Below are 26553 nucleotides of genomic sequence, written 5' to 3'. Positions count from 1 at the left end.
CGATTATAGCATGGGGGTTTTTGACATGTAATTTCGAATTCGACGCCAATATTCGGTGAAAATCATTCCGCTGGGCGCGATTGAATCAGGGCAATCCAACGCCCTTTCATCACCGTCTTGTCGTCCTGGTTTTTCACGTCGACGCTCAGCTTGATCGATCCGCCGCCGAGTCGGGGCAGCTTTTTGGTCTCTTCCACTTCGAGCACGACGTAAACCGTGTCCCCGATAAAGACGGGCAAACTAAACTTCCAGGATTCGATTTCGCGGAATGCCAGTACGGTGCCTTCCATCACGCCGGTGCGAACCGCCAACCCTGAAATGACCGCCATGATGAGCAACCCGTGCGCAACACGCTGCCCGAAGGGGGTCGTCTTGGCGTATTCCGCGTCCGTGTGAATCAGATTCCAATCACCCGAGATACCGGCGAAGTTCACGATGTCCGCTTCGGTAATCGTGCGTGCCGGACTGACGACGCGTTGACCGATCTCAAATTCCTCGAAGTACAGACCTCTGCGCATGCTCTCCGATGCTTCCATGGTTTCCTCCTCACCTCAGCGCACGATTGTAGCATGAATCGAAGGGGATGAGGAACAAACCCGGAATACGCCCGATCATCAGAACGTCGAAGGGGCTTTATGATGCCCGATGGGTAGAATCGAGTGCCCGAACATGTGCGGCAGCAGCCCGGGATTATCCGGGAATTTGGGGAAAGCGCTTCGAATCTGCGAATCGAATACGCTTTACCTTTGCGCACTCTCTTCTTACAATTCGTTTCATGCGTGAATGGTCGATTCCCCGAGAGGGACCTCTATCGTTGTGTATCGCTGCAGATGCGCGTCTGACAACACCGGATTACCTGGACGATCAAATCTGGGAGCTGGCGTTGATTGGGGGTGATCCGCCGGCGCTGTCGATTCAGACCACGTATGGGTTGCGCGCTCGTAGCATGCGGATTTTCCCCGGTTTTCGTTGGGGGGAATCAGCGGTCGTCCACCCCGATCATTTTTACGCGCCCACGGTCGTACGCGCCTTCCTGCCGAATTACATACGCGTCACTTGTTCGCCTTTCGAGGATCTGGAAGTGGAAGCCGAATACTGGGTTCCCGACTCGAAGTGCCTGGCCGGCCGCTTCACGTATTACAATCGGGGAGTCGATGTTCGCAGAGCGGAGCTTCGTCTGCACGCCTTACTGCAGCCGGGTGAGAATCCGCAGGTGATGGATGAGCAGCTGATTCAGGGCGTCACTATATTGTCGGGACGAACGGCTTCGATAGAACCCGTGGTATTTCTTTCGGGCGGTGCGGTCCGCGAACAAACGACATTTCCCTCCCTGACCGTCTCCACTCGGCTTGTTCCTGGGGAGCAGAAGAGCTGGCTTTGGGTCCATGCTGCGTATGGAAACCATGCGCAATCCTTCGAAGTTGCACGGGAACTCGCAGCGAAATCCTGGGACGCAGAAATCGCCAGGCTGGAAATGACCGCCGCATCCATCGTCGATATCGAAACGGGTGACGAGGATTGGGATGCTGCATTGGCGTTCGCGCAAAAAGATGCCCTGATGGGCTACGTCGGCCCGACGCGGCACCTGCCGAATGCATCACTGGTCCAGACACGCCGGCCGGACCGCGGCTATTCGCCGCGCGGCGACGGATCGGACGTTCATGTGCATTGGGCCGGAGCGTCTGTGGCACTGACGTATACGAATTTACTGCAAGTGCTGCCTGTTGCGCCGCAACTGGCAGCAGGAATGATCGAGAATTTCACCGCCGCCGGGCGAGTGGAAGGGGGTATCGATTGGAGTCCGGGATTGGCGGGACAGCGGAACGGGATGCTGGCGCTTCCGCTCCTGGCGACGTTGGCCTGGAAGACCTTCCTGCATACAGAAGACCGGGCCTTCCTGGAAGGGGTCTTCGTTCCTTTGCTGGCTTTCGTGGACGTGTGGTTCGAATCGGATCATGACCGCGACGGCGACGGCCATCCGGAATGGACCAACACGACGCAGTCGGCGTTCGACGATATCCCCTCGTTCGTCCGATGGCGGCGGTGGGGGCAGGGTGTGGATATTTCCCTGGCAGAAACCCCCGATCTGGCTTCCTACCTGTACCGTGAGTGTCAGGCGCTGCGGGATATGGCCGAGCTGTTGGATCGAGCGGAGCTCGTTCCCGAGATCGAAATGCGCATGTCGCACCTCCAGGACTCGCTCGATATTGCCTGGGCGGAGAAAGAATCCGTCTATCACCATATGGATCGTGATCTTCACGTTTCGCCTCGTGGCCTGCGGCTCGGAAGAAGGAAGGGTTCGTTCGACCTGCAAGTCGAACGTCCGTTCGACCCTGCAGTGCGCGTCCTCGTGCGGTCGATCGGAGAGGAGGGATTGTCGCACGCCGTGAGGATATTCATCCATGGACGCGGTCGCAGTGGGCGGAAACGGATCGAGAAACTGACCGAACGAGATTTCCAATGGTTCTGGGAGTTTGGAACGGCGACCAGTCAGAAACAGTACACGGAGATCGAGCGAATCGAAGTCGCAGGTTTGAGCAAGGAATTCGAGACTGAACTGCGCGTGGCGGATTTCACCCGTCAGGATCAAACGCTGCTCCTGCCGCTATGGGCCGGCATTCCCACATCCGACCGGGCAGATCAATTGGTGCGAAAAGCGTTGATGGACGAAGAAAGATTCTGGAGGCCGTATGGCATTCCATCCTGTTCCGCAAAGGACAAGGCGTATGAACAAAGCCCGGCCGAGGGAGCTGGCGGCGTCTGGTTTTTTTGGAACACACTGCTGGGCGAGGGCCTTGTAGCGTATGGTTACCGGCGGGAAGCGGCAGTCTTGGTCGAGCGGTTGATGGCCAGCGTCGTCCAAAGCCTTAAGGCGGATAAGGCGTTTCGCGAATCGTATCACGCGGAACAGGCGGAAGGTTTTGGGGACCGGCACCATCAATGGGGAGTGTTTCCCGTCAGTCTTTTCCTGGATACGCTGGGGGTACGCTTGATCTCACCTCATAAAGTATGGCTGCGTCCGTCCAATCCGTTTCCCCGGCCGGTCGTCGTTCGCTGGCGCGGGTTGAAACTGGAATGTTTCACGGCGTACACGCGGGTTACTTTTCCGAACGGCCAAAGCATCAAAATCGAAGGGGATGAACCTCAATTCGTCGAGCAAGATTAGCTTTCCCACTCCCACCGGTATCTGCGGATATAATTGAAATGTCGGTTAAGTTTGTAATAGGATAAAAGTTGCTTCGATGGATACCAATCTCGAACTCGAACTGCTCATCTTGATGATTTTCCTGGTGGCGTCCGTCGTGGCCATCATTGGACGCCGTTTTCGCATTCCGTACACGGTAGGGCTGGTTATCGCCGGCCTGATCATCGGTTTGCGCTCGGATCTCTCGATGGAAATTTCACCGAGAGTTTTTCTTTCCCTGTTCTTGCCGCCGTTGTTGTTTGAAGCAGCGTTCCACTTGAATTTCGAACGCCTGCGTCAAAATCTCGGAACGATCGTGTTCATGGCCGTCCCCGGCGTCATCCTCAATATGCTGTTTGTCGGATTCGTCATTCATTGGGGAGACGGATTGGTTTTACCCATCGCTATCGTTTTCGGCTCCCTCATCGCCGCGACCGATCCGGTGGCAGTCGTGGGTATATTCCGCAAACTTGGCGCACCGAAACGGTTGGAAGTCTTGCTGGAGGGCGAAAGCCTGCTGAACGACGGCACGGCCATCGTGATGTTCAATCTTGCGCTGGCAGCGGTCGCTGCGGGGAGTTTCGACCTCGCAGAGGGTGTGACCTCCTTCATCCGCGTTGCAGGCGGAGGCTTGATCATCGGCTTGCTCTTTGGATGGCTGTTCGCACGCGCCACCTCGTTGATCGACGATCATCTCGTCGAGACAACCCTCACAACCCTGGTCGCTTTTGGTTCGTTTTTTGTGGCCGAAGACCTGCTCCACTTCAGCGGCGTGCTGGCCGTCGTGGCGGCCGGCATCGTGAGCGGCAACGTCGGACCCCAGGGGATGTCGCCCACGACGAAGATCGTGGTTTTCAACTTCTGGGAATATGCTGCCTTCGCAGCCAATTCGGCCGTGTTTCTCCTGATCGGCCTGCAAACCAACCTGACGCAGCTGCTGGAAAACTGGAAGCCGATTCTGTGGGCCATCGCCGCCGTACTTCTGAGCCGAGCGTTTGTGGTTTACTTCTTCTCCAGGCTGATCAGCAGGATGGAGACTCGTTGGCGGCACGTGCTTTTTTGGGGAGGTTTGCGGGGCGCGATTTCGCTGGCTCTGGCGCTCAGTTTACCGTTGACCCTGGGCGACTCGCGGGATCTCATCATCACCATGACCTTCGGCGTCGTGCTCTTCAGCATCATCGTGCAGGGCTTCTCCATGGACCGGGTTTTGGCGCGCTTGAAGGTGATCGAGCGCAACGAAGGCCAGATTGAATACGAACGCCGACAGGCCAGAGCACTCGCCGAACGTGCGGGGTATGAGCGCATTCAAAAGCTGAGCAAGAATGGGTTGATCTCGGAGCACACCTGGGAACATCTGCAGCCCGTGCTTGAGCATCGCGTCAAAAACCTGACTTCGGCGGTTCAAGAGATCCTCCGTGCAACACCGGATCTCGAAGAACAGGAGTTGATCAACGCACGCCGCGAGATGCTGCGGGCGCAGCGCGGCACGTTGGCAACCCTACGCAGGGATGGAATCATATCGGATTTGACCTACGATAGCCTGCTCGCCGAGGTCGACGAAGCCCTGGATTCGAGCGTCGAAGCCTGGACCGATTATGCCCAACAGAGCTATCTGCATCAGGAAGTCTGCCAACTACTCATGGTCGTGATCCAGGAAAGGGATCTCGAATCGGCGACCAACGCACTCAGGGCGCGGGGCGTGCTCACCACACGGGTTCGCAGCGACGGTGGATTCCTTCGCCGAACGAATCATCTGCTGATCGTGGGCATCCCGGATGGTGAACTGGAAAGCACGATCCGTGTGCTGCGGGAAGCCACCCGCGGCAGCGTGGAATATCTGTCGGCACCCGTGGATAACCTGCCCGGTCGGTTGGGAAAACCGAAGCAGATCGAACTGCGCGGGGCTACGGTTTTCGTCTTCGACGTCGAGCAGTGTGAGGTGATCTAGAGTGAAATTAATGATTGTGATCCTGGACGATAAGGACGCAGATCGAGCGGTCGATGCGCTCATCGAAAAGGAGTTCCGCGTCACGCGAGTGGCATCGACGGGTGGTTTTCTGCGGCGGGGCAACACGACGCTGCTCACCGGTCTGCAGCCCGAAAGGGTGGATGAAGCCATCGCGGTGATCCGAGAAGTACGTTCCGAGCCGCAGGCAGCCGAACGAAGGCGAGCGACGATTTTCATCCTGGACACCGAACATTTCGAGCAGATTTAGTCAATCGGGCTGCGGGATCATCGTTCACGGTCGGGTGAAGACGAGCGTGAAACAACCGCCGTATTGGCCATCCGGGTTGTATTGATAGCCGATGCCGATCGATTGATAGTTGGCGCCCAGAATGTTCTCTCGATGGGGCGTGCTGTTCATCCACCACTCGAAGGCCTGTTCGGGAGCGTTGTAGGAACCACCGCCGGCGTAGATGTTCTCCCCGATCCACGTAAAGGAATAACCTTGCGCTGCTACTCGGTCGGCCGGCCGCGAGCCGTCCGATCCGGTGTGAGAGATGAAGTTGTTGCAAGCCATGTCTGCGCTGTGAATCCGGGCTGCGGCGGTCAGTGGACTTTTAAGGGTCAGGGAACCGAGTCCGTGTTCGCTGCGCGCCTGGTTGATGAGACTCAGCAGCGTTGCCTCGTATGCGCCGTTCCCGCTCAGCGAACAGGAAGCTGTCGGGGATGTGGGCGTTGCAGTTGCGGGCTGCTGTGATGCAGCCGGGGCGGTGGATTCCGGCGTCGGAGTCGGCGTTGCAGCAGGAGGCAGCGCGGCGGTCGGGGTCCTAGTGCGTGTGCTCGTCGGGATGCTCGGCGGCGTTTTCGTGCTTGTCGGATATATGGGGATGTATTCGGTTGGCGTTAGTGAGCAGGTAGGCGTTATAGACGGAGTCGGGGAAACTGTGCAACTGCTGGTCGGCGAATGTCTCATCGTCGACGTGCTGCTCGGACTTCTCGTCGGCTGCAGGGAGGCGCTTTCCGTCGTTCGTTCCGCTTCGCGGGCAATACCGACGGCTGCGGTGGTGAGCGCCGCTGTGGGCACGAAATTGGCCGCGGACAGTTCGGTGGCATAAAGGGCAATTTCGAACTGCAATCGCGGAGCGAAATACAAAAGCGCGGCCGCACCTGCGCCTGCGAGCACGGTCATGGCGGTGGCCAGGAGAACCTTCAAACCGCTTTTTCTCGAGAAAAGTCGCAATCTTCTTCGGCGCACGATAACCTTCAGTTTTGCCGGGCAATTTGAATTTATCCCCGGCGCGACGTGAGTTGACGCAGCCCGTCGTCTCGATTATCGACGGCGTGACAATCAACGGGTATAAGGCGATCGTACTACACTTCTGAGATCGGAGTATTCCGCTGTGTTACGTCCAGGGCTGACGCACTATACTCAGATATAGGGCGTCAGGATCTATTCGTCCTTCAGGTCTGCCTCGCAGATGGGCAGCACCTGGTAGGTAAAAACCTGCAGTTTCCCCGATTTCCATGCGTCGGGCGGGAGAAAGGCTTTCTCGCAAAGCATTCCCAGGAAACGTTCGGGGTCGGGTACCTTCTTCCATACCTGGGGTAGGAATGTAGCGCGACGGACTCCTTGCTGCAGGATCACCCCATCTTCGCCCGGCCGGAGTTTACCGATCAAGTCGTCTGGCCCCTCATATTCCAACGGCTCGGGCGTTGAAAGAACGGAAATTTCAATACTCAACTGCGGGATTTCATCGGCTCGAACGGGGGGAAAACGAAAATCCTTCGTTGCCGCGGCTGCGGCGTGGATGCGCACGTCCTCGGCGAGGGCGTGTTCCGCCATGAGACCTCCGATGCAGCCGCGTAACTGGTCGCCGTTGTACAGCGTTACGAATGAAGTCTTGCACTCTCGCAAGGCTGGAGGCAGAGAATGCAGGTCGAATTTCACTGCATGGTGCGCTGGATCTACGGCGCTCTCGATCGCCTCGCGTGCAAGGCGCAGCAGTGTTTTCTTTTCACTCTCTGTAAACCGGTTCTGCATCCGATGCCTCAACTTTATCGACGATCCGTTTTCGCTTAAAATGAAGTATAGCAAGAGTTGGCGATCTTGGAACATCGTGTTTGGCCGTCCGGCAGGATGGAACAGGTGTTTTACGGGCGTCAACGCAGCGAATCGGATGCGCTTTGCCGATGTCAATGGTCCAGCTTGGATTGCTGCAGCAGCCGGGAGGAATTGGCCAGTATGCCCAGGTCGGGGATGGACTGCGCCGCGGCTGCGAGTATGGGTGGAAGGATTCCCAGCGCGGCGAGGGACAAACCGAAGAGATTGTAGATCAACGTGAAGCCGATGTTCAGCTTGACCACGGACATCGTCCGCCGGGCGATGCGGAAAAGCAGTGGGACGAGCGTCCAGTCTTCACGCAGCAGGGCGACGTGGGCGGCTTCGATGGCCACGTCGCTTCCGACCGTACCCATGGCGATGCCGACGTCGGCTTGTGCAAGGGAAGGCGCATCGTTGACGCCGTCCCCGACCATGACGACTGTGCGCCCTTGTTCCTGATAGCGCTTGACGATCTCGATCTTGTCCTCGGGAAGCAGCTCGGCGCGGTAATCGACGCCCAGCCTGTCGGCCAGGTGGGCCGTCGCATGGACATTGTCTCCGGATATCAAAACGAGCTCATCGATGCCGAGCCGCTTGAGTTGGCTTATCGCCTGCGGCACCTCATCGCGTACGGTGTCCGCTGCTGCCAGGGCGCCGATCAGTTCGCCGTCTCTCGTGACGGCGAGCAGCGTCTTGCCTTGCTTCTCTTTCTCCAGAAAGGAGTCGGGCAGGGCGGCATCGGGCAGCGAGCGGCGGTTTCCCACACCGATCTGCCGGGAATCGATCCGGGCGAGCACGCCGATCCCCGGAGTAGCTTCGAAGTCCTGGGGTTCTTGCACGGCACAGCCGCGGTGGAATGCGGCCAGGCGGACGGCCTCCGCAAGCGGGTGCTCTGAATAGCGTTCGGCGCTGGCAGCGAGGCTCAGCAGCTTGTCCGCAGAGATCTTCCCCAGCGGTATGACGTCCGTGATCTCTGGTTCGCCGAGGGTGAGCGTTCCGGTTTTATCGATGAGTACGGTCTGGGCTCGGGCCAGCGCTTCGAGGTGTTTGCCGCCTTTGATCAACAGGCCGCGGCGGGCGCTGGCGCCGATGGACGCCAGCATGGCGATCGGTGTCGCCAGGGCGAAGGAACAGGAACAGGCGACGACCAGCACGGCGGCCGTGGCCAGGGGGTTTCTTCCGATGATGAAAGTAAGCGCAGCGATTCCTGCAACGAGGGGCAGGAAATAGCTGGAGAAACGATCCGCAGCGCGTTGAACCCTGCCGCGCTGACTCTCCGCGGTCTCGACCAGCCTGATCACGCGACCGAAGGTCGAATCGGATCCGATGCGCTGGGCGCGTATGCGCAAATTTCCCAACGTGGCGATCGTGGCGGCATAAACCTGGGAGCCGGCTTGCGCCTCCACGGGCATCGATTCGCCGGTGATGGTTGCCTGGTTGACGGTCGCCTGGCCGGCGACGACTTCCCCGTCCACGGGGATTTTCTCACCCGGCCGCACGACGACCACGTCTCCGGCTTTGACTTCTTCGATCGGCACTTCCACTTCTTCTCCCTGGCGCAGGAGACGCGCTTTCTGGGGGGACAGACTGGCAAGGTCCCGGATCGCATGGCGTGCGCGCTCGGAGGTGTAGCGTTCGACGAAATCCCCGACGCGCATGAAGAAAACGACGACCGCGGCGGTAGCCCATTCCCCGACGATGACGGCGGCGATGACTCCCACGGTCATCAACGTGTGCGCGATGATTTCCCTGCGCCACGTAGCCCGAAGCACGTTGAGGAAGACCGGATAGCCTCCGATCAGAATGACGACCAGACCGAGCTGCCAGGGGATCGAGCGGCTGACTGATTCGAGCAGCCCGAACCACTCGCCCAGAACGACGACGAGAAACAGTATGGCAAAGACGCCGAAGAGCAGCGTCAATATCCGGCGGGCGTACTGCGCTGCATTTCGCTGCGCCGTCGTGACTTCCGGAGCGGGAACGCGGTAGCCGGCCTTTTCGACGGCCTTGCGCAGGTCGGGCATGCCGACCCGGCCGGGATCCAGGCGAACGACGGCGCGTTCGGCCCCCAGAAGCACTTCCACGCTTTCAACGCCGGAGAGATCGGATATGGCCCGCTCGACGTGCCTGGTGCAATCGACGCAGTCCATGCCTCGAATGGGGATTTCCAGGGTCTGGATGCCCGCGTTGGATGTCTCTGGTTTGCTCTCTGGCTGCATGTCTTTCGTGCCTATCTCGTAGCGTTTCATCTCATGCTGGGAGAAAGAAGATCTCCATATAATAGGATACTATCCTTATCGGACAAAGAATGTCAAGTAGGCTAAGGGGCTTCTTGTTGGCGCTTGAAAATCGTGGTCGTGATGGCGTCCGCGAAATCCGTCAGATCGTGCAAACCAGCAGCGAATTGGATGCGCAGATCCGCAGGTCCGACGATAAGCGCCGGGACAGGATTGCGGGTATGCCCACGCACACTGAGGTCTTCCAGGTTGCCGTGGTCGGAGGTGAGCACGATCAAATCCGTTCGATCCTTCCAGGCGGAGAAGAGGCCGTCCAAAACGGCGTCGACGGATTCCAGCAGTTCGACGGCCCCGTCGAGTGAGGAACGGTGGCCGGCGTAATCCGTGGGCCAATAGTCGAACCAGGAGAGTGCATAAGTTTGGGAAATGGCGGCTAGCAATGCTCCGGCTTCAGCGGGCGTATAGACGGGCGCCGGAGGGAAATCGGGCCGTGCGACCCAGCCGGCGCCGGTGAAATCGGCGGACATCGCCCGTCCCTGGCGCATATCCTCGTCGGTCATCAGTTCGAAGCCGGCCGCAGTGACGGCGAACGGAATCGCGGAATACAGGCGGCGGCCGGAATTTATGGCTTCGAAATAGCCAGGCGGATAGGCGTTGATCAACGCCGCAGGTTCGCCTTTTCGACGGACCAGGGCAAACAAATTGTCCTCTGTGAGGATGTCCCGGATGGCGGGATTCGGTTTGGGCCCATAATGCATGCCGATTTCCGCAGATACGTTGCGGCCCGTGAGCAGGCTGGCCTGGCCGGTGGCGGACTGCGGCAGCCCCGCGACACCCATGCACGCGTCTACGGCGAGAAGCGACGCTCGTTCGCCGACAAACGGTGCCGAACCGGCCAGTAATCTGCGGCCTTCCATCAAGCCGATCAATGCCGGCATGCGTGCGACGGCAAACGGGTTGCGTTTCGGGTCGTCGGCGCCCAGCCCGACGCCATCGAGGAAGAGCATCAAAACGCGCGCCATCACGGCTTCCGTCGAAAGGTGAACCAGGCCGAAGTCCTTTGCCGTTCGGTTCCGAGGGTCGCGTCGAGGCATTCCAATTCCGGGGAGAACAGCGTTTCGATTTCGGCTGCGTTTAGCGGATCGTCCTGGGTTTCATCTTCATCATCCAGCCAGGCGTAGAGCAGAAACGAACCTTCCGGATTCAGCCAGCGCTTGAGGTTCGCGGCGTACCGTTTTCTCGCATCTCCGCTCAGACTGTGAAAGCAGCCGATGTCGAGCGCGAGATCGAAAGGGTCACCGAGATTCCGCATTGCAGTCACGTCGCCCTGGCGAAAATCGATTGCTGCACTTGCTTCGTGTGCTTTCTGGCGCGCGCGCCGGATGGCGAGTATCGAAATGTCCACTGCCACGACCTGCCAGCCGTGTTTCGTCATGGTGATGGCGTTCGTACCGGTGCCGCAGCCCAGATCGAGAGCGCGGCCGGGGGAATGGGAACCGAGAAAGACCATTAATTCCGGCGGTGAGATTCCGGTGTCCCAGGGTGTACGGCGGATCAGGTACGAAAGTTCGAACAGGACCTGGCGGATCACTTTAATTCCATGAGCGCGCTTTGCACGGCGGCCTTGTTTAGCGCACCGAGCTTCCGCCAGCGCTCGTTTCCGTCGCCGTCGAACAGAATGAAGGTGGGCGTGTACTCGAAGCCGTAGCGTTCCATGAAATCTCGAGACGCAGGATCCTGGACGTCCAGACGGATCACGTCCAACTCCTGCTGGAATTCGGTTTCGATCCCATCCACGATGGGTTTCATGGCCATGCAGGCTATTCAAAAGCGGCTCTGGAATTCGAGCAGGACCGGTTTGCCGCTTCCGATCCCGCGTTGGGTGCGCTGAGCCGGACCTCTGCCGGGGTAGAAAATCAAATACACAGCCGCCAACACGAACGCCAGCCCGAGCAGCACGAGCAGGCGGGAAGTGGTCATGCCGCCGGCGCCGAGGATCAACGCCGCGCCGACCAGCACCGTGCCCGCGAACACGAAATAGGAATGTTGGTTGATAAATTTCATCGGCTCTCACCCATGAATGAAATTGTAACATCTTTGACAACAACCCCCTCCTGCTTTACAATCTTTGGGCTAGGAAACCTCGTTGGAAGGGCCCCAATCGAATGAAAGAATACGCAACGGAATTCATACGTAATGTTGCCTTAGTGTCCCATGGTGGTGCAGGAAAGACCTCCCTGGGCGAGGCGATGCTGTTTCTGACCGGTGTGATCAACCGCATGGGCAGGGTCGAAGACGGCAATACCGTCTCCGACTTCGAGGAGGAAGAGATTCGCCGTAATCTCTCGCTTTCGACGTCCATTCTGCCGGTTGAATACAAAGACAACAAGGTCAATCTACTGGACACGCCCGGATACACCGACTTCATCGGCGAAGTCATTTCAGCGCTGCGTGTGGCGGACGGCGCCGTGGTCGTCGTCGATTCGGTCGCCGGTGTGGAGGTCGGGACCGAGCTGGTCTGGGATTACTGCGATACGTTCAAGCTGCCGCGCTTCGTCGTGATCAGCAAGATGAACCGCGAGAACGCCAATTTCCAGGCGGCGTTGGCGGCGGTGCAGGAACTCTCCAGCGATGTTACCTTCATTCCCGTCCAACTTCCTCTGGGTGAAAAACTGGATTTCGAGGGTGTGATCGATCTTTTCAGCATGAAGGCGCGCCCCGGAGATGGCACCAAGGCGCAAGACATTCCCGCCGAGTATGCGGACAGCGTCGAAGAGGCGCGCACGTCGCTGGTCGAAGCTGCGGCCGAGGGAGACGACGCCTTACTGGAGAAATATCTGGACGGTGCAGAACTGAGTGCGGAAGATGTGTCCAAAGGATTTCGCAGCGCCGTGCAGTCAGGCCGCTTCGTGCCCGTGTTCGTCGCTGCCGGAACCGAAAACATCGGAACCGCGCCGCTGCTGGAAGCGATGATCGAATTGTTCCCCTCGCCGGCGGACGTCGCGCCGGTGGTCGCCAAAGGCACCTCCGGGGAGGAGGAGTTATCGGCGTCGGACAACGGACCGCTGGCGGTCTACGTATGGAAGACGACGGCCGATCCCTTCGTCGGGAAACTCACCTACATGCGGGTGTACTCGGGACTCCTGGACAGCGATCGCAAGGTGTACAACCACAGCCGCGACGAAGATGAGCGGCTGGGAAGCCTGCACGTCATGTGCGGCAAGGAGCAGATTCCCGTCGATCGCCTCCACGCCGGGGACATCGGAACGGTGGCGAAGCTGGGTGAAACGGAAACCGGCGACACGCTCGGTGATAAAGGGCATCCCCTTCTGCTGCCGCAGCCCGAGTACCCTACGGCGTTGTACGCGGTCGCCGTGTCGCCGAAGACGCAGGCCGATTCGACCAAGATCAGCCCTACGTTGACGCGTCTGAGCGAAGAAGATCCAACCCTGTCCTGGTACCAGGAATCCAGCACCAATCAAACCATCCTGCAGGGCATGGGAGACCAGCACATCGACGTCGCCATTCGTAAGGCGGAATCGAAGTTTCAAGTCGGTCTGGATACCGAAATTCCCAAGGTGCCCTATCGGGAAACGATCACGAAGGTGGGCACTTCACAGTATCGTCACAAGAAACAGACGGGCGGCGCCGGCCAGTTCGCCGAAGTGCACATGCGCGTCGAACCCCTGGAGGACGAAGACTTCGAATTCGTAAACGAAGTCTTCGGTGGAGCGATTTCTTCCAGTTTCATGCCCGCCATCGAAAAGGGCGTACGCGGTGTGATGAAGCAGGGCGTGCTTGCGGGCTATCCGGTCGAGAAGGTCAAGGTGGCAATCACGGACGGCAAGGAGCATCCCGTCGATTCGAAGGCCGTGGCCTTCGTGATCGCCGGGCGCGAAGCCTTTAAAGTGGCGATAAAGGACGCCGCCCCCGTGCTGCTCGAACCGATCATGGACGTGCGCGTGATCGTGCCCGAGAGCAACATGGGCGACGTGCTGGGAGATTTGAATACCCGCCGGGCCCGCGTCCAGGGGATGGAAACGGAGCGCGGCCGCAGTGTGGTCACGGCCAAAGTTCCCCTGGCGGAAATCCAGCGCTACACGACCGATCTGCGTTCGTTTACCGGCGGGCGAGGATATTACACCACATCGCTCAGTCATTACGAAGTCGTCCCCCATCACATCACCGAGGAGATCATCGCCGCTCGCCAGAAGGAACTCGGCAAAGAAGAAAGCGATTAGAAGACAGATATTATGGGGAGGGTCTGTGCCTCCCCATTGTGCTTCACTGGAGTCACGGTGCAGAAACCTCCGCTAAGCCTGATTCTATTAAGCCTGATCGCGATCCTGCTCTCGATGTGGTCGGTCGTAAACAGCCTGCACGTTCTCTGGTTCGGATCCTATCTCGACCTGGGTGACGTGCAATTGTTGTGGTTTCACGAACCCGGGCAGGTCAAAATCTCGCCGGTTTCGTTACCCGTCGCAGCGCTGAAAGTGGCCTGGCCGTTTCTCGTATTGGGCCTTACCTGGCCCGGCGTACTGGCGGCCCTTTGGCTGGGCATGCCCTGGGCTTCGCGCTGCGTCGTCGGGTTGTTCGTGCTCTCCCTGTCGATCTTCGGCCTGGGCACGCTGTTGGCCTTGCTGGGTTTGGCGTGCCACACCGCGGCGACGACGCGTCGCTGGATCACGCAGTTCGGTGAGGCGCATGGAGTCTGATTGGATTCCGGTTCGCTTCATCGACAACGAGATCGAGGTAGGTTTCGATCGGCCTCCCACACTGCGTAAGAAACCCAAAGCTCCGGACACGATCATCTGGGGGGATGAAGAATTACGCGTGATGAAAGTGATTTCGGAGTGGTTCGACACCCGTCGCCGGGGCGAGATGTCCCGCAACATGTCCGAGGAGCACCTGCGCGTCGCCGAACAGCGCGGCTCGTGGGGCGTGGGGCGGTTTTTCTTCCGGGTGCGAGTGGAAGACGGCCGCGTCTTCGACGTGTACTACGACCGCGCGCCGAAGAAGGCCGCCGACCGCATGGGTCATTGGTTCCTGCTGCGGGAGATGGAAGCACAAAAAAGGTCTTAGTTAATCTCCGAGAAAGATACCGCGGGAATCTATATCAGCAGGCTTGATCGACCTATTTCTACGCCATCCCCCACCGGACGAACAACCTCGGCGCCACGTAAGCCGCCCAGAACGCCAGGGCGGCGAAGCGCAGGTAGCGCAAGCCGTAAGCAAGAACGCCGTGACCGGAGGGGAAAAGGAGCTTGAGGCCGACGTAAATCACCAGCAAGCCGAGCATGCCCGCGAAGTAGCGCTGGGCGCGCTGCCCCCACGAGCCCCGGGCGCTGAATCCACCCCAACGGAAGAGCAGCACCCCACCGGCCGCCAGTCCGAACAGAGAACCGCTGGCGGTGATCAGATCGTCGAGGGCCAGCGGGTCCACCAGCCCTGCGGGCTGCGCCAGGCTTGCGGTTTCGCGCCACGCTTCCGGAATGGAGTGCTGCACCGCCAGATGGTTAACCCCCAGACCGACGCCGATGAAGGCGAGGGAGACGAGCAAGGCGATCGCGATCTGGATCCCGGCTTTCATGGTGCTGATCCGTTCGCGGATGGGCTTTTCCAATTTGACGAACAACACCAGCAGGATCGCTCCGACCAGCCAGCCGCCAAACGTGTCCGTAGGAAAATGGACGCCCAGATAGAGGCGCGAGATGGATATGAATAAGATGAGCAGGACGCAGACGACCGTCAACCAGCGTTTGCGCAGCCAGACGGCCAATCCGCCCCAGATGGCAACCGCGTTTTGGGCGTGTCCGGAAGGCAGCCCGAAGGTCGGCCGCCAGCCGAAGGCTTTGATCTCCGTGCTGACCCAATACGGGCGGGGAAATCCAAAAACCACTTTCAAGATGTTGTTGACGGAACCGCTGGTAAGCAGGAGCAGCCCGATGCGGAATCCAAGCACGGCATCGAAGCACCACAAGATCGTGGGCATGATCAGGATGTAGAATTCCTGGTTGCCGAGGTAGGTGAAGAATTTCATCGGCACGACGAGCCACTCCCCAAGCGACTGCAGCCATTCGATGACCGGGATACCCCACTCGAGCCACGGATTCATCACTCAGACTCCTTCTGGGCTAGATGCGGCGATGCGCTGGACGAACGCGGTCACGTTCTTAAACACCACCGTCCGTTCGGCGTCACAGGTGATCACGTGACTGCTGTCTTCGACCCAGACCATGCGTTTGTCGGAAGATCCCAGGTGTTCGTAGATCTGCTGCATGTGATCGGGCGGTATGAAACGGTCGTTCTTCGAGTGCATCAAGAGCGCCGGCACGCGCATCTTCGGCAGCGCGCTCCGCATGGCGGCCAGCAGCGGCTCCAACTCGAGGATGGCCCGCAGCGGGTAGCCCGAGTAGGCCACACGCTCGTCCTGGGCTTTGGGGTCGTGCCAGTCCGGGGATCCCTTGGCGATGGCGGGCAGCATGTGGCTCAACGGCTTCATGAACGGCTTGAGACGTTCCAGGCGCCGGTTGGGCGGCAGGCGGAAGGGCGTGGCCAGGGTCACGACTCCGGCGTTCGGGAATTCGGTTGCCAGGATCAGCGAGAGCGATCCGCCGACGGATGAGCCGATGAAAAAGATGCGTTTGCAGCAGTTGCGGAGTAAATAATAGCCGTCTTCGACACTTCCGAGCCAGTCCGTCCAGCGGGCGCGGTTCATGTCCTCCATTTTTGTACCGTGAGCGAACAGACGTACACCCAGCACGGTGCAGCCATGCTGCGCCAGGTGTGTGCCCAGTTCACGCACTTCCTGCGGTGAGGCGGTGAAACCGTGAGTTAGCAGGCATCCCGTCTCTCCAGCGGGAATGAAGAAGGGTTCCGCTCCGGCCTGGACGCAGCTCATCCGGGTTCACTCGTCACACGCTGGATGAAATCTCCCGCGGCCTTGAAAGCCGTCTGGCGTGCCAGATCGCGCGGGATGTTATGTCCGCCCTTTTCCAACATCAGGATCTGCTTGTCCGTGGAGGGTACGGCATCGCAAATCGCCCGCGCATCTTCTGGGGTTACTGTGTCGTCAAACTTGGAATTGATCAGCAGGAGCGGTTTCTGAAGTCGGCGTAGATTGCCGCGCATTTCCGCCAGAAATTCCTGAAGCTCGTATCCGCCGCGCACGGGATAGCCTGCATAATCCACGTGCAGTTTGTCCGCCATCGGGTCGAATATGCCGGAGGGGCCTTTTTTGGTTCTGGATTTGTAGATGGTGCTGAGGAGCGGCAATACTGGCCGCAGCCGCCGGACCGTGGGATCATGGATTTCATACGGCGCGGCCATGGCGATCACGCCCCAAACGGGAAGTTCCGTGCCGAGATAGAGTGATAATGACCCTCCCAGCGACAATCCGGCAACGACGACCTTCTCGCAGCTCCCTTTAAGCAGGTAATAACCGTCTTCTGCCGACGCGACCCAGTCCTTCCAGCGTGCGCGATACATGTCAGATAGCTGTGTGCCGTGGGCGAAGAGGCGCGGCGCAAGAACGGTGAAGCCGCGGCCGTTAAGATACTCTCCCATCCAGTGCATTTCGTTGGGTGTGCCGGTAAATCCATGCAGTAGCAGACAGCCGGTCTTCCCACCGGGCAGGAAGAAGGGTTGGCCGCCCTTCATGATTTGTGTCATGAGATCGTCTCCAGTTTACGTGAATACGTCGTCAGGCTCTCGACGCCGTCCGATGTGACCAGAACGTCGTCCTCGATACGCACGCCGCCGCGACCGGGAAGGTAGATTCCGGGTTCGACGGTGAAGGTCATTCCCGGCTGCAGAATGCGCTCGTTATCCTCCCGGATATAGGGAGGCTCGTGCGCTTCCAGACCGATGCCGTGGCCGGTGCGGTGGATGAAAAACGCGCCGTAGCCGGCGTCTTCGATGACGCTGCGTGCAGCCCGGTCGACTTCGCCGCATGGTGCTCCCGGACGCACGGCCTCCCTGCCTGCTTTATTGGCGGCCCGGACGACTTCGTAGATGGTGTTCAATTCCTCGTCGATCTCGCCGAGCGCGAACGTGCGTGTGATGTCGGAGATGTAGCCGTTCACCCGAGCACCCCAGTCGAGGATCAGCAGGTCGCCCGTCTGGAGCGTTCGCTCTGTGGGCGTGGCGTGGGGCAGGGCACTGTTGACTCCGCCGGCCACGATGGGATCGAAGGGGAATTCGGATTCCGAGCCGGCACGCAGCAGCTGCAGGGTGAGTTCCGCTTCCAGATCGCGCTCGGTCATGCCGGTGCGGATGAGCGGGATGATCGCTTCGAGCGCTTCCTCGGCCGCCACGACCGCCTTGCGCATGATCTCGATTTCTTCTGGCGTTTTAATGATGCGCAGTTCATTGAGGATCACCTCGCCGGAAACGAACGTCGCCTGGCGCGAGTGTTCCTGCAGCAGACGCAGCTCCATCACGCGCATGCGCAGCGGTTCCACGCCCACCCGATAACTGTTGAGTGATTGGCAGGCTTTCTGGAACGTTTCTGCACGCGAACTGGCCGATTCATCGTAGCTGAAAAGCTGCAGATCGAAGTCCACGGAATCGGCTTTGCCGCGTTCCAGATCTGGGACGATGAGCGTTGGATCGGCATCGGCGCTGAAGAGGGCCAGGATGGGCCGTTCCAGTAGATGGAAGGAAAGACCCGTGAGGTAGGAAAGCGTTGGGCCTGGGTTGAGCGCCAGCGCATCCAGTTCACTGTCCTTAATAACCTGCTTCAGCCGGGTGATGCGGTCTGCATGCATGCGCTCCTCCTACATGGCATTATAGTTGCGGCGGAAGTGGAGATCAATGCGTTTCTTGACAGTGATATGGCGCTGAAGTACAATGCCAACACCTCGGCGGGGGCCTGTAGCGCAGTTGGGAGCGCGCATCAATCGCACTGATGAGGTCGCGGGTTCGAATCCCGCCAGGTCCACTCCCGGGCCCATGGCGCAGTTGGGAGCGCGCCTCAATGGCATTGAGGAGGTCGTGGGTTCGAATCCCACTGGGTCCACCAAACCATTTGAATATCCGGCTTTGGCAGGAGTAGTAGGCCATCCGTCAGCGAGTCGGGGAGGGTGAAAGCCCGGCAAGGCGGTCACGGGACGCCGTAGAAAAGGCTGAACTCGCCTGCCGTCCATTTTGGACAAGCCCTCCCGGCGAACAAAGTAGTCGAGAGCGGGAATCGCCCGTTAGCGCGATCCGAGCAGCCCGATGACGCTGGCAGACACTTCTTTTTCCAAACGGTCGGGAAGCAGGGTGGTACCGCGGAGCGCACCTTCGTCCCTGAACGGACGAAGGTTTTTTTGTGAAGCGGAACGGGATTGTCCGAGGGAAGTTGTTCGTGTGGAGGACGTAGATGGGTAAGAAAAAGGAAGCGCAAGAACGCACCCCGGAGCGTGCCTGGATCGAGCGGTACGACCCCGGCGAAATCGAACCGAAGTGGCAGGCGCGTTGGGAAACGGATCAGCTTTACAAAGCGGAAATCGATCCCAAGAAGAAGAAATACTATTTCCTGACCATGCTTCCTTACACATCGGGCGACATGCACATCGGTCACTGGTTCGCCATGACGCCTTCGGACGCACGCGCCCGCTACCTGCGCATGAAGGGCCTCAATGTGATGTACCCCATCGGATTCGACGCCTTCGGTTTGCCGGCCGAAAACGCGGCGATCGAACGCGGCATTCATCCCAAGGAATGGACTTACAAGAACATCGCCAACATGCAGCGCCAGCTGCGCAGTATGGGCGCGATGTGGGATTGGTCGCGTCAGGCGATTTCCTCCGACCCGGAATATTACCGTTGGACGCAGTGGTTCTTCCTGAAAATGTACGCGAACGACCTGGCCTACAAGAAAATGTCACCGGTGGATTGGTGCCCCCACTGCAACACCACCCTGGCCCGGGAACAGGTCTGGGGTGAGGACCGGCACTGCGAACGCTGCAAGACGCCGGTGATCAAGAAGAACCTCGACCAGTGGTTTTTCCGCATCACGAACTACGCCGATGAGCTGCTCGACTTCTCGACCATCGATTGGCCCGATCCCGTGCGCATCCTGCAGGAAAACTGGATCGGTCGCAGCGAAGGCGCAAGCGTGACTTTCCAAACTGAAGACGGCGACCCGATTCCCGTGTTCACCACGCGTCCGGACACGCTCTGGGGCGCGACTTTCATGGTGCTGGCGCCGGAGCATCCCCTGGTGGAGAAGATCACCACGGAAGCTCAGGCGGAGGCAGTGAAAGCCTACGTGCATCAGGCGGCACGCCAGGCTGACATCGAACGCGAGGCGCTGGATAAGGAGAAGACGGGCGTCTTCACCGGCGGCTACGCCATCAACCCGGTGAACGAGAAACGCATTCCGATCTGGATCGCCGATTACGTGCTGATGACCTACGGGACCGGGGCGATCATGGCCGTACCCGCCCACGACGAACGCGATTTCGAATTCGCATTGAAATACGGCCTGCCGATTATCCCGGTGATAGACCGTCCGGACGGGCTGACCAAATCGGTCGCCCTCATGCAAACCGTGAAGGACGGATTCGCTGAAGCGCTGGAAGCGGAGAAAATCCCCTTCGAGAAGCGCGACGGCGTGTTCCAGATCGAGATACCGCTCGGAAAGGTCGCCAACTACATCGAGATCGCAAAAGCACACATTAAAACCGGCGCCTGGATCGAAATCGTGGGAACCCAGTGGCTGTTCATCTTCCACGACGAAGTGATGCCCTGGGATTCCGCCGAAGCAGATGAGAAGATCCTGGCTCGCTGCAAGAGTCTGGAACCCAACGTGAAGGATAACCGTTCGGTCATGGAAATGCTCTGGGGTGTGGAATATTACCGGGACGCACTCTACCACGCCGAATATGGCACTATGATCCATTCCGGTCCGCTGAGCGGGACGCCGGGTGAAAGCGCCGTCGACACAACCAACGCCTATCTGGAGAAAAAGGGCGTCGGCAAGGCTGCGGTGAATTACCGCCTGCACGATTGGCTGATCTCGCGGCAGCGCTACTGGGGCGCGCCGATTCCCATGGTCTACTGTGAGAAATGCGGCATCGTTCCCGTTCCGGAGGACCAGCTGCCGATCGAACTTCCCGACGACGTGGAGTGGAAGCCGACCGGGGAAAGTCCGTTGAAATTCCATCCCACCTGGAAAAATACGCAGTGCCCGAAATGCGGCGGACCGGCGGAGCGCGAGACGGACACGATGGACACCTTCATGTGTTCTTCGTGGTACCACCTGCGCTATCTCAGCCCCCATTACGACAAAGCGCCGTTCGATCCCAAAGAGTACGACTACTGGATGCCGGTCGACACCTACACCGGCGGCATGGAGCATGCCACCATGCACCTCATCTACACCCGCTTCTTCCACAAAGCCCTCCGCGACATGGGTATCACCGAAGGACCCGAGCCGATGCTGCAGCTGCGCAACCAGGGCCAGATCCTGGGGCCGGACGGCCAGCGCATGAGTAAGTCGCGCGGCAACGTGATCGATCCCGACGAACAGGTGGCGATGTATGGCGCGGACACCGTGCGGGGCTACCTGATGTTCGGATATCGCTGGTCGGAGGGCGGTCCCTGGAGTCCCGAAAACATCCAGGGCGTGGTGCGCTGGCTGAACCGGGTTTGGACGCTGGTGCTCGAAACGGCGGACGTCGAGACGGGAGACGAAAAACCGGAGCAAACCCGCGACCTGACGCGCAAGGTACACCAGACGATCCGACAGGTGTCTCGTGACCTGGAGCAATTCGAATTCAACACGGTGATCTCCGCCTTGATGGAACTGACCAACGCCATCTACGAGGTAAATTACGCCGGACTGACAGATACACCAGGCTTCAAGAAGGCCGTGGAGGCGCTGCTGTTGTTAATGGCGCCAGAGACTCCGCACATCGCCGAGGAATTGTGGGCGCGTCTGGGCAAGCCGTATTCCATCCACCTGCAGTCGTGGCCGCAGTTCGATCCCGAACTGGCGAAAGAAGATGAGATCACTTTGATCGTGCAGGTCAACGGCAAGCTGCGCGAACGCATCACCGTTCCGGCTGGGATCAGTGAGGAAGATGCGAAAACGCAGGCGTTGAGCAGCGAAACCGTTCAACGCTTCATGGAAGGCAAGCAGCCGAAAAAGGTGATCGTCATTCCCGGCCGGCTGGTCAACATCGTCGTGTAAACCGTCTGTGGGTAACTTCGTTATCACGCAGGAAATCGATTTTGTAAGGGCGACCCGCCGGGCCGCCCTTACTTTCGTCTCGTTGCCACTTCACCGACCTCGACGTACAATCGTGATCGGTCCGAAATCCAGAAGGTGAAAAATCATGATGATGAGACGCGACGTCCTGATCGCGGACGATGTGCCTGCGGCCATCGGTCCGTATTCGTTGGGGATAAAGTCCGGAGACCTGGTGTTCGTATCCGGCACGCTGGGAATCGATCCGCAGCGTGGGGCACTGGTAGCCGGCGGAATCGAGGCGGAGACACGCCAGGCGCTGACGAATCTGTCCGGAATTCTCAAATCAGGCGGAACTTCGTTGGAGAACGTGGTCAAGACGACGGTTTTCATGCAGGACATGGGTGAATTTGCCAAAATGAACGCTGTTTATGCGGAGTTTTTCCCCAACGAACCGCCGGCCCGCTCGACGGTGGAAGTGGCGGCGCTGCCCAAAGGAGCGGCGGTGGAGATCGAGGCTGTCGCCGTCGTGGGTGGGCTGTTGGGGGATTGAGGATGCCTCGAGTGTACGGTTCCTGTCGTGATGGGAGCTGCAGGTGTGGAGGGTAAGGCATGACGGGCGAGAAGATTCTTGTCGTCGACGATGAGGCCAACATCATCGATCTGGCGCGCATGTATCTGGAACGAGACGGTTTTCAGGTTTGTGCGGCGAGCGACGGTGCCCAGGCGCTGCAGGAAATTGCCAGCCAAAAACCGGCGCTGATCGTCCTGGACATCATGCTGCCCGAGATCGACGGTTTCGAGGTCTGCCAGCGGGTGCGGGCAGAATCGGACGTGCCCATCATCATGCTCACCGCCCGCGACGACGACGTGGACAAGATCGTCGGGCTGGAATTGGGCGCCGACGATTACATGACCAAACCCTTCAATCCGCGTGAACTGGTCGCCCGGGTGAAAGCGATTCTGCGCCGCAGGGATCGAGCGCCACGTGAGAGTACGGCTCCTTTGGAACTCGGCGACCTGCGCGTCGATCCGGCGCGTCGAGAGGTCCGAGTCGCCGGGGAAGCAGTCGATTTACGCGCCAAGGAATTCGATCTGCTGCTGGCGTTCTGTGAGAATCACGGCATCGTGCTCACGCGCGAACAGCTGCTCGAACGGGTCTGGGGCTTCGATTTCTACGGCCAGACCCGCACCGTCGACGTGCACGTGGCCGGCCTGCGCAAGCGGTTGTCGAACAGCGAGCAGGTGTGCATCGAGACGGTGACGGGCGTGGGTTACAAATTGGTGTGTGAGTAATCGCGTGCTTCGCTCCCTGCGTTCGCGCTTGTTCCTGACCTTCCTGCTGTACGCCGGAATTATCGTGATCCCGGTGGTTTTAAGCCTGATCTTCGTCGTGCTCGCCAATCTGGAGCGGCTGGAGTATCGTCGCCTGGAGGTCTTGCGCGGCACACTCGACGTGCAGCAAGCGAACGTGCTGGCCGATCTCCCTCCCGATCGCCTGCCGCAGTTCTTGGACCGCGTGGACCAGCAGGCCGACGTGCGGATCATAATCCTCGACGGCATGGGCAGCGTATTGGTCGACAGCCGTCCGGGAGCGCGCAAGATACCGCAGGACATGCAGCAGACGATCGTGCAGAGCGACTCGATCGAGCGGGGCAAGTTTGGAACACTGATTTCAGGCTCGTGGATCTTCGTTTCCACCCGCATATCCAACGGGCGCTGGGTCGTCCTGGCGGCGCCTTCAAACTCGCTCAGGCGCCTGTCCACGTGGGGAAATGAATTGATACAGCCGCTGCTGCGAATGGGGATTCTGGCGCTGGTAATCTCCGCACTGCTCGCCTGGTTGATCGCCCGCTGGGTCGCCGCGCCGTGGAGCAAGGCCGCCGGCGCGGCGCGTGCCGTCGCAGCAGGGGATTACGAGCAGCGCATCGAGAGCGGCGGACCGCTCGAGGCGGAGAATATGGCGCTGGCCTTCAACGACATGGTCGCCCGCGTGCAGTCCAGCCGTAGGGCTCAGCGGGATTTTGTGGCCAACGTCTCCCACGAGTTGAAGACGCCGTTGACTTCGATCCAGGGCTTTGCGCAGGCCATACTGGATGGAACGGCGGAAGACCGCCAGACCATCGAGCATGCGGCACAGGTCATTTTCGACGAATCCGATCGTCTGCGGCGCCTGGTTGAAGATTTGCTGGACCTGGCGCGTCTCGATGCCGGACAGGTGGAATTCCAACGCGAACCGGTAATGCTGGAGAAGCTTGTCCAGAGCGTCATGGACCGGCTCGATCTCCGTGCGCGTGAAAACAAAATCGAACTGCACAACCAGCTTCCGGTGCTGCCGACCATCGTCGGAGATGGTGATCGCCTGGCGCAGGTGTTCACCAATCTGATCGACAACGCCGTCGATCACTCACCGGAAGGGGGCAAGGTTACGCTCAGCGCAGACCTGGAAAATGGCTGGATTTCCATTCACGTGGCTGACCAGGGCCCAGGAATACCAGCGGAAGAACTCTCTCGGATTTTCGAGCGTTTTTATCAATTGGAGAAATCCCGCACCACAGGAAAGAAACGCGGGGCGGGATTGGGCCTGGCGATTTCGCGTGAGATCGTACAACTGCACGGCGGCCGTCTCGTCGCAGAGAGTACGCTTGGGCATGGCAGCCGTTTCACGGTGCGGCTTCCGATCGTTCGTCCGGATGATAAAACCCTCATCCATCGCCGTCAGCCATAATCCGATATAATCCTGGATACCTAATTTTTGGAGTGGATTGATGTCAACAGATGAGCAAAAACCGGCGGTCTGGTTTTCGATCGGCCTGGTCACGACTTTGGTGGTCTTTTTCTGTATTGCGGTGGCCGTCTTGACGATTGTGCTGCTCGGCGATGCGGTCGACTCGGTATTCTCGTCAGAGCAAGTGGCGCAAAGCACACCGACCGAAAGCCCCGGTGAATCCGTAACGCAAGAGTCATCTTCGCCTACGATCTTCGATGCGATGATTCAGGAAGACGTCGATCTCGAATTGGCGCGTGAGATGCGGGCGAGTCTGGCTGACACCATCGTGCCCGAAGCCGATCCGAGATCTCTGGCGGAGCGCTTTCGAGGCGTCGACGATGTCCCTATCGTGCTGCGCGAGCACGCCGATCCGATCCCCATCGGTGCGAAGGAATCCTTCTGGATCACAGACAATCAAGAGGGGGAGAGCTTCGAGATCACTGCCAGTTTGGCTTACATCACCGACCACGTCTACTTCTGGGTCGAGGACGGCGTGAGTTATAACGAAGAAGATGCGGTGGCTCTGGTGGATACGTTCGAAAACAGCATCTATCCGAAGGACCGGGAATTTTTCGGCGAAGAATGGTCTCCCGGTGTGGATGGGGACGTACATCTCTACATTCTTTTTGCCCGCGGCCTGGGATACAACGTGGCCGGTTTGTACGGCTCCATCGATGAGTACTCGCCTCTGGTTCATCCGTATTCGAACGCACATGAGATTTTCTACATCAGCGCGGACAACGTCTTTCTGCGTGAGGAGTTTACTTACGGCGTGCTGGCCCATGAATTCCAACACATGATCCATTGGTATCGAGACAGCAACGAAAGTACCTGGATGAACGAGGGCTTCTCGGAATTTGCCGTCTTGTTGAACGGCTATGACGTCGGCGGGGTCGATTATCTCTACGCCAGCGATACCGATAAGACCCTCGATTACTGGCCCAGTGGGGAGGACAGTTCGGCGCACTACGGCCAGGCTTTTCTCTTCATTACCTATTTCATGGATCGCTTCGGCGCCGAGACCACGCAGGATGTGGTTGCCAATCCCGATAACGGCCTGGATTCGATCGATCGCGTTCTCGAAAGCGAGGCTTCTTCCGGTGCGTTATCCGGCGCTGCAGTCGGCGCCGATGATGTGTATTCGGATTGGAGTGTGGCGATGTGGTTGAATGACCCGTCCATCTCGAACGGGGAATACAGCTACCGATCGTACGATCCTCCCACGCCGCGGCCTGCTGTCTCCTTCTTCGAATGCCCTGGCGATGAACAGGTACAGGACGTCAAACAATATGGCATTGATTACATTGAATTTACCTGTACGGGTACGTTCACTGCCGATTTCCAGGGGCTTCCAAGCGTGCGGGTCGTTCCGGAAGACGCCCATTCCGGGGATTATGCGTTTTGGTCAAACCGCGGCGACACGTCCGACATGACCTTGACGCGCAGCTTCGATTTCAGCGAGGTGAGCGGCGACATCAACTTCGATTATTGGGTCTGGTATGACATCGAAGAGGACTGGGATTACTTGTATCTGCTGGCCTCCGCAGATGGCGGGGAGACCTGGCAGTTCGTAGAGACGCCCTCCGGAACGGATACCAATCCGACGGGAAATTCCTACGGCTGGGGATACACGGGACACAGCGGCGATCCGAGTACATCGGCTTGGATTCGTGAAAGCGTCGATCTGTCGGCGTTCGCGGGACAGCAAATCTTGCTGCGTTTCGAGTACATCACCGACGCAGCCGTCAACGGTGACGGCTTGTTGTTGGACGATCTTTCCATCAAAGCAATCGACTATGAAGAAGATTTCGAATCCGGGGACGGGGACTGGGATGCGGCGGGCTTCGTGCGCCTGTACAATCACCTGCCGCAGACGTATCGGCTCGTCTTGATCGAGACCGGACGTGAGACCCGCGTCCGCGAGCTGCCTCTGGACGAGGATCAATCCACCGAGTTCGAATTGACGATCGGCGATGAATTCGACGAGGCGGTCCTGGTCGTCATCGGCACCGCACGGCACACCTGGCAGCCGGCATACTACAAATACCTGGTCCAACCATGAGCGTCGGGGGAGTATCCATCCCCAAGCAAAAACATACAAGGCCTTCATTCTGCTTCGGACCGTTTGGTTTCGTTTG

23 protein-coding genes and 2 tRNA genes are annotated in these 26553 nt (G+C 59.1%); 13 read left to right on the top strand and 12 right to left on the bottom strand.

Annotation, left to right across the window (positions count from 1 at the left end; genetic code table 11):
• Positions 1 to 62 precede the first annotated feature (62 nt).
• Positions 63 to 536, bottom strand: coding sequence for a MaoC/PaaZ C-terminal domain-containing protein (locus P8Z34_02830; GenBank protein MEJ2549599.1), 474 nt, complete (start codon positions 534 to 536; stop codon positions 63 to 65).
• A 239-nt stretch (positions 537 to 775) separates the two neighbouring features.
• Here P8Z34_02830 and P8Z34_02825 point away from each other — a divergent pair, with 239 nt between their 5' ends.
• The 3 genes from P8Z34_02825 to P8Z34_02815 all read left to right on the top strand — a co-directional run bounded on the left by P8Z34_02825 (position 776) and on the right by P8Z34_02815 (position 5400).
• Positions 776 to 3166: a hypothetical protein gene (locus P8Z34_02825; GenBank protein ID MEJ2549598.1), complete on the top strand. Its 2391-nt coding sequence runs from the start codon at positions 776 to 778 to the stop codon at positions 3164 to 3166.
• A 76-nt stretch (positions 3167 to 3242) separates the two neighbouring features.
• On the top strand, positions 3243 to 5132 hold the full coding sequence (locus tag P8Z34_02820; GenBank protein ID MEJ2549597.1) for a Na+/H+ antiporter: 1890 nt from the start codon (positions 3243 to 3245) through the stop codon (positions 5130 to 5132).
• A 10-nt stretch (positions 5133 to 5142) separates the two neighbouring features.
• Positions 5143 to 5400, top strand: coding sequence for a cyclic-di-AMP receptor (locus tag P8Z34_02815; GenBank protein MEJ2549596.1), 258 nt, complete (start codon positions 5143 to 5145; stop codon positions 5398 to 5400).
• A 24-nt stretch (positions 5401 to 5424) separates the two neighbouring features.
• Here the strand turns inward: P8Z34_02815 and P8Z34_02810 are convergent, their stop codons facing one another.
• The 7 genes from P8Z34_02810 to P8Z34_02780 form a co-directional block, all read right to left on the bottom strand.
• Positions 5425 to 6384, bottom strand: a complete 960-nt coding sequence (locus tag P8Z34_02810) for a CAP domain-containing protein (protein ID MEJ2549595.1) — start codon at positions 6382 to 6384, stop codon at positions 5425 to 5427.
• Positions 6385 to 6579: 195 nt separating this feature from the next.
• Positions 6580 to 7170 (bottom strand): AmmeMemoRadiSam system protein A, encoded by a 591-nt coding sequence (gene amrA / locus P8Z34_02805; protein MEJ2549594.1) that lies wholly within the window; start codon positions 7168 to 7170, stop codon positions 6580 to 6582.
• Between the two features lie 152 nt (positions 7171 to 7322).
• The gene (locus P8Z34_02800; protein ID MEJ2549593.1) at positions 7323 to 9479 is read right to left on the bottom strand and encodes a cation-translocating P-type ATPase; all 2157 of its coding nucleotides are present in this window, start codon (positions 9477 to 9479) and stop codon (positions 7323 to 7325) included.
• 71 nt (positions 9480 to 9550) lie between these two features.
• Positions 9551 to 10489 (bottom strand): hypothetical protein, encoded by a 939-nt coding sequence (locus P8Z34_02795; GenBank protein ID MEJ2549592.1) that lies wholly within the window; start codon positions 10487 to 10489, stop codon positions 9551 to 9553.
• On the bottom strand, positions 10489 to 11058 hold the full coding sequence (locus tag P8Z34_02790) for a class I SAM-dependent methyltransferase (GenBank protein ID MEJ2549591.1): 570 nt from the start codon (positions 11056 to 11058) through the stop codon (positions 10489 to 10491). Before P8Z34_02790 ends, P8Z34_02795 begins: the two co-directional genes overlap by 1 nt.
• Positions 11055 to 11282 (bottom strand): thioredoxin family protein, encoded by a 228-nt coding sequence (locus P8Z34_02785; protein ID MEJ2549590.1) that lies wholly within the window; start codon positions 11280 to 11282, stop codon positions 11055 to 11057. Before P8Z34_02785 ends, P8Z34_02790 begins: the two co-directional genes overlap by 4 nt.
• Positions 11283 to 11291: 9 nt before the next feature.
• Positions 11292 to 11531: a hypothetical protein gene (locus tag P8Z34_02780; protein MEJ2549589.1), complete on the bottom strand. Its 240-nt coding sequence runs from the start codon at positions 11529 to 11531 to the stop codon at positions 11292 to 11294.
• A 101-nt stretch (positions 11532 to 11632) separates the two neighbouring features.
• Between P8Z34_02780 and fusA the strand changes: the two genes are divergently transcribed.
• The 3 genes from fusA to P8Z34_02765 are packed head-to-tail and all read left to right on the top strand — an operon-like array spanning position 11633 to position 14549.
• Positions 11633 to 13708 (top strand): elongation factor G, encoded by a 2076-nt coding sequence (gene fusA / locus P8Z34_02775; protein ID MEJ2549588.1) that lies wholly within the window; start codon positions 11633 to 11635, stop codon positions 13706 to 13708.
• 57 nt (positions 13709 to 13765) lie between these two features.
• Positions 13766 to 14182 (top strand): hypothetical protein, encoded by a 417-nt coding sequence (locus P8Z34_02770; protein MEJ2549587.1) that lies wholly within the window; start codon positions 13766 to 13768, stop codon positions 14180 to 14182.
• Entirely contained in the window at positions 14172 to 14549 is a 378-nt protein-coding gene (locus P8Z34_02765; protein ID MEJ2549586.1) for a DUF6504 family protein, read from the top strand. The genes P8Z34_02770 and P8Z34_02765 overlap by 11 nt, the downstream gene beginning before the upstream one ends.
• A gap of 58 nt (positions 14550 to 14607) precedes the next feature.
• Here P8Z34_02765 and P8Z34_02760 read toward each other — a convergent pair whose 3' ends face one another.
• Genes P8Z34_02760 through P8Z34_02745 form a run of 4 tightly spaced genes read right to left on the bottom strand, consistent with a single transcriptional unit; the run spans position 14608 to position 18235 of the window.
• Positions 14608 to 15582, bottom strand: a complete 975-nt coding sequence (locus tag P8Z34_02760; protein MEJ2549585.1) for a phosphatase PAP2 family protein — start codon at positions 15580 to 15582, stop codon at positions 14608 to 14610.
• A 3-nt stretch (positions 15583 to 15585) separates the two neighbouring features.
• The gene (locus tag P8Z34_02755) at positions 15586 to 16368 is read right to left on the bottom strand and encodes an alpha/beta fold hydrolase (protein MEJ2549584.1); all 783 of its coding nucleotides are present in this window, start codon (positions 16366 to 16368) and stop codon (positions 15586 to 15588) included.
• Complete coding sequence (locus P8Z34_02750) at positions 16365 to 17138, bottom strand: alpha/beta fold hydrolase (GenBank protein ID MEJ2549583.1); 774 nt, start codon at positions 17136 to 17138, stop codon at positions 16365 to 16367. Before P8Z34_02750 ends, P8Z34_02755 begins: the two co-directional genes overlap by 4 nt.
• Entirely contained in the window at positions 17135 to 18235 is a 1101-nt protein-coding gene (locus tag P8Z34_02745; protein ID MEJ2549582.1) for a Xaa-Pro peptidase family protein, read from the bottom strand. Before P8Z34_02745 ends, P8Z34_02750 begins: the two co-directional genes overlap by 4 nt.
• Before the next feature lie 100 nt (positions 18236 to 18335).
• On the opposite strand from P8Z34_02745, the gene P8Z34_02740 reads away from it, so the two are divergent.
• From P8Z34_02740 to P8Z34_02710, 7 genes are all read left to right on the top strand, one after another.
• Positions 18336 to 18408: transfer RNA gene (locus P8Z34_02740), tRNA-Ala, on the top strand.
• Positions 18409 to 18413: 5 nt separating this feature from the next.
• Positions 18414 to 18489 (top strand) — tRNA-Ala (locus P8Z34_02735).
• Positions 18490 to 18831: 342 nt separating this feature from the next.
• Entirely contained in the window at positions 18832 to 21648 is a 2817-nt protein-coding gene (locus P8Z34_02730; GenBank protein ID MEJ2549581.1) for a leucine--tRNA ligase, read from the top strand.
• 145 nt (positions 21649 to 21793) lie between these two features.
• Positions 21794 to 22198 (top strand): Rid family detoxifying hydrolase, encoded by a 405-nt coding sequence (locus P8Z34_02725; GenBank protein MEJ2549580.1) that lies wholly within the window; start codon positions 21794 to 21796, stop codon positions 22196 to 22198.
• A 59-nt stretch (positions 22199 to 22257) separates the two neighbouring features.
• Complete coding sequence (locus tag P8Z34_02720; protein MEJ2549579.1) at positions 22258 to 22941, top strand: response regulator transcription factor; 684 nt, start codon at positions 22258 to 22260, stop codon at positions 22939 to 22941.
• A 4-nt stretch (positions 22942 to 22945) separates the two neighbouring features.
• Complete coding sequence (locus tag P8Z34_02715) at positions 22946 to 24373, top strand: HAMP domain-containing sensor histidine kinase (protein MEJ2549578.1); 1428 nt, start codon at positions 22946 to 22948, stop codon at positions 24371 to 24373.
• A gap of 40 nt (positions 24374 to 24413) precedes the next feature.
• Positions 24414 to 26477: an immune inhibitor A gene (locus P8Z34_02710; protein MEJ2549577.1), complete on the top strand. Its 2064-nt coding sequence runs from the start codon at positions 24414 to 24416 to the stop codon at positions 26475 to 26477.
• The last annotated feature ends 76 nt before the right edge of the window (positions 26478 to 26553 follow it).

It is taken from the genome of Anaerolineales bacterium (assembly GCA_037382465.1).
In the GTDB taxonomy this organism is placed as follows: Bacteria; Chloroflexota; Anaerolineae; order Anaerolineales; family E44-bin32; genus WVZH01.
The sequence above is the reverse complement of the archived record's forward strand: the minus strand, read 5'-3'. Positions and strand labels throughout refer to the sequence as shown.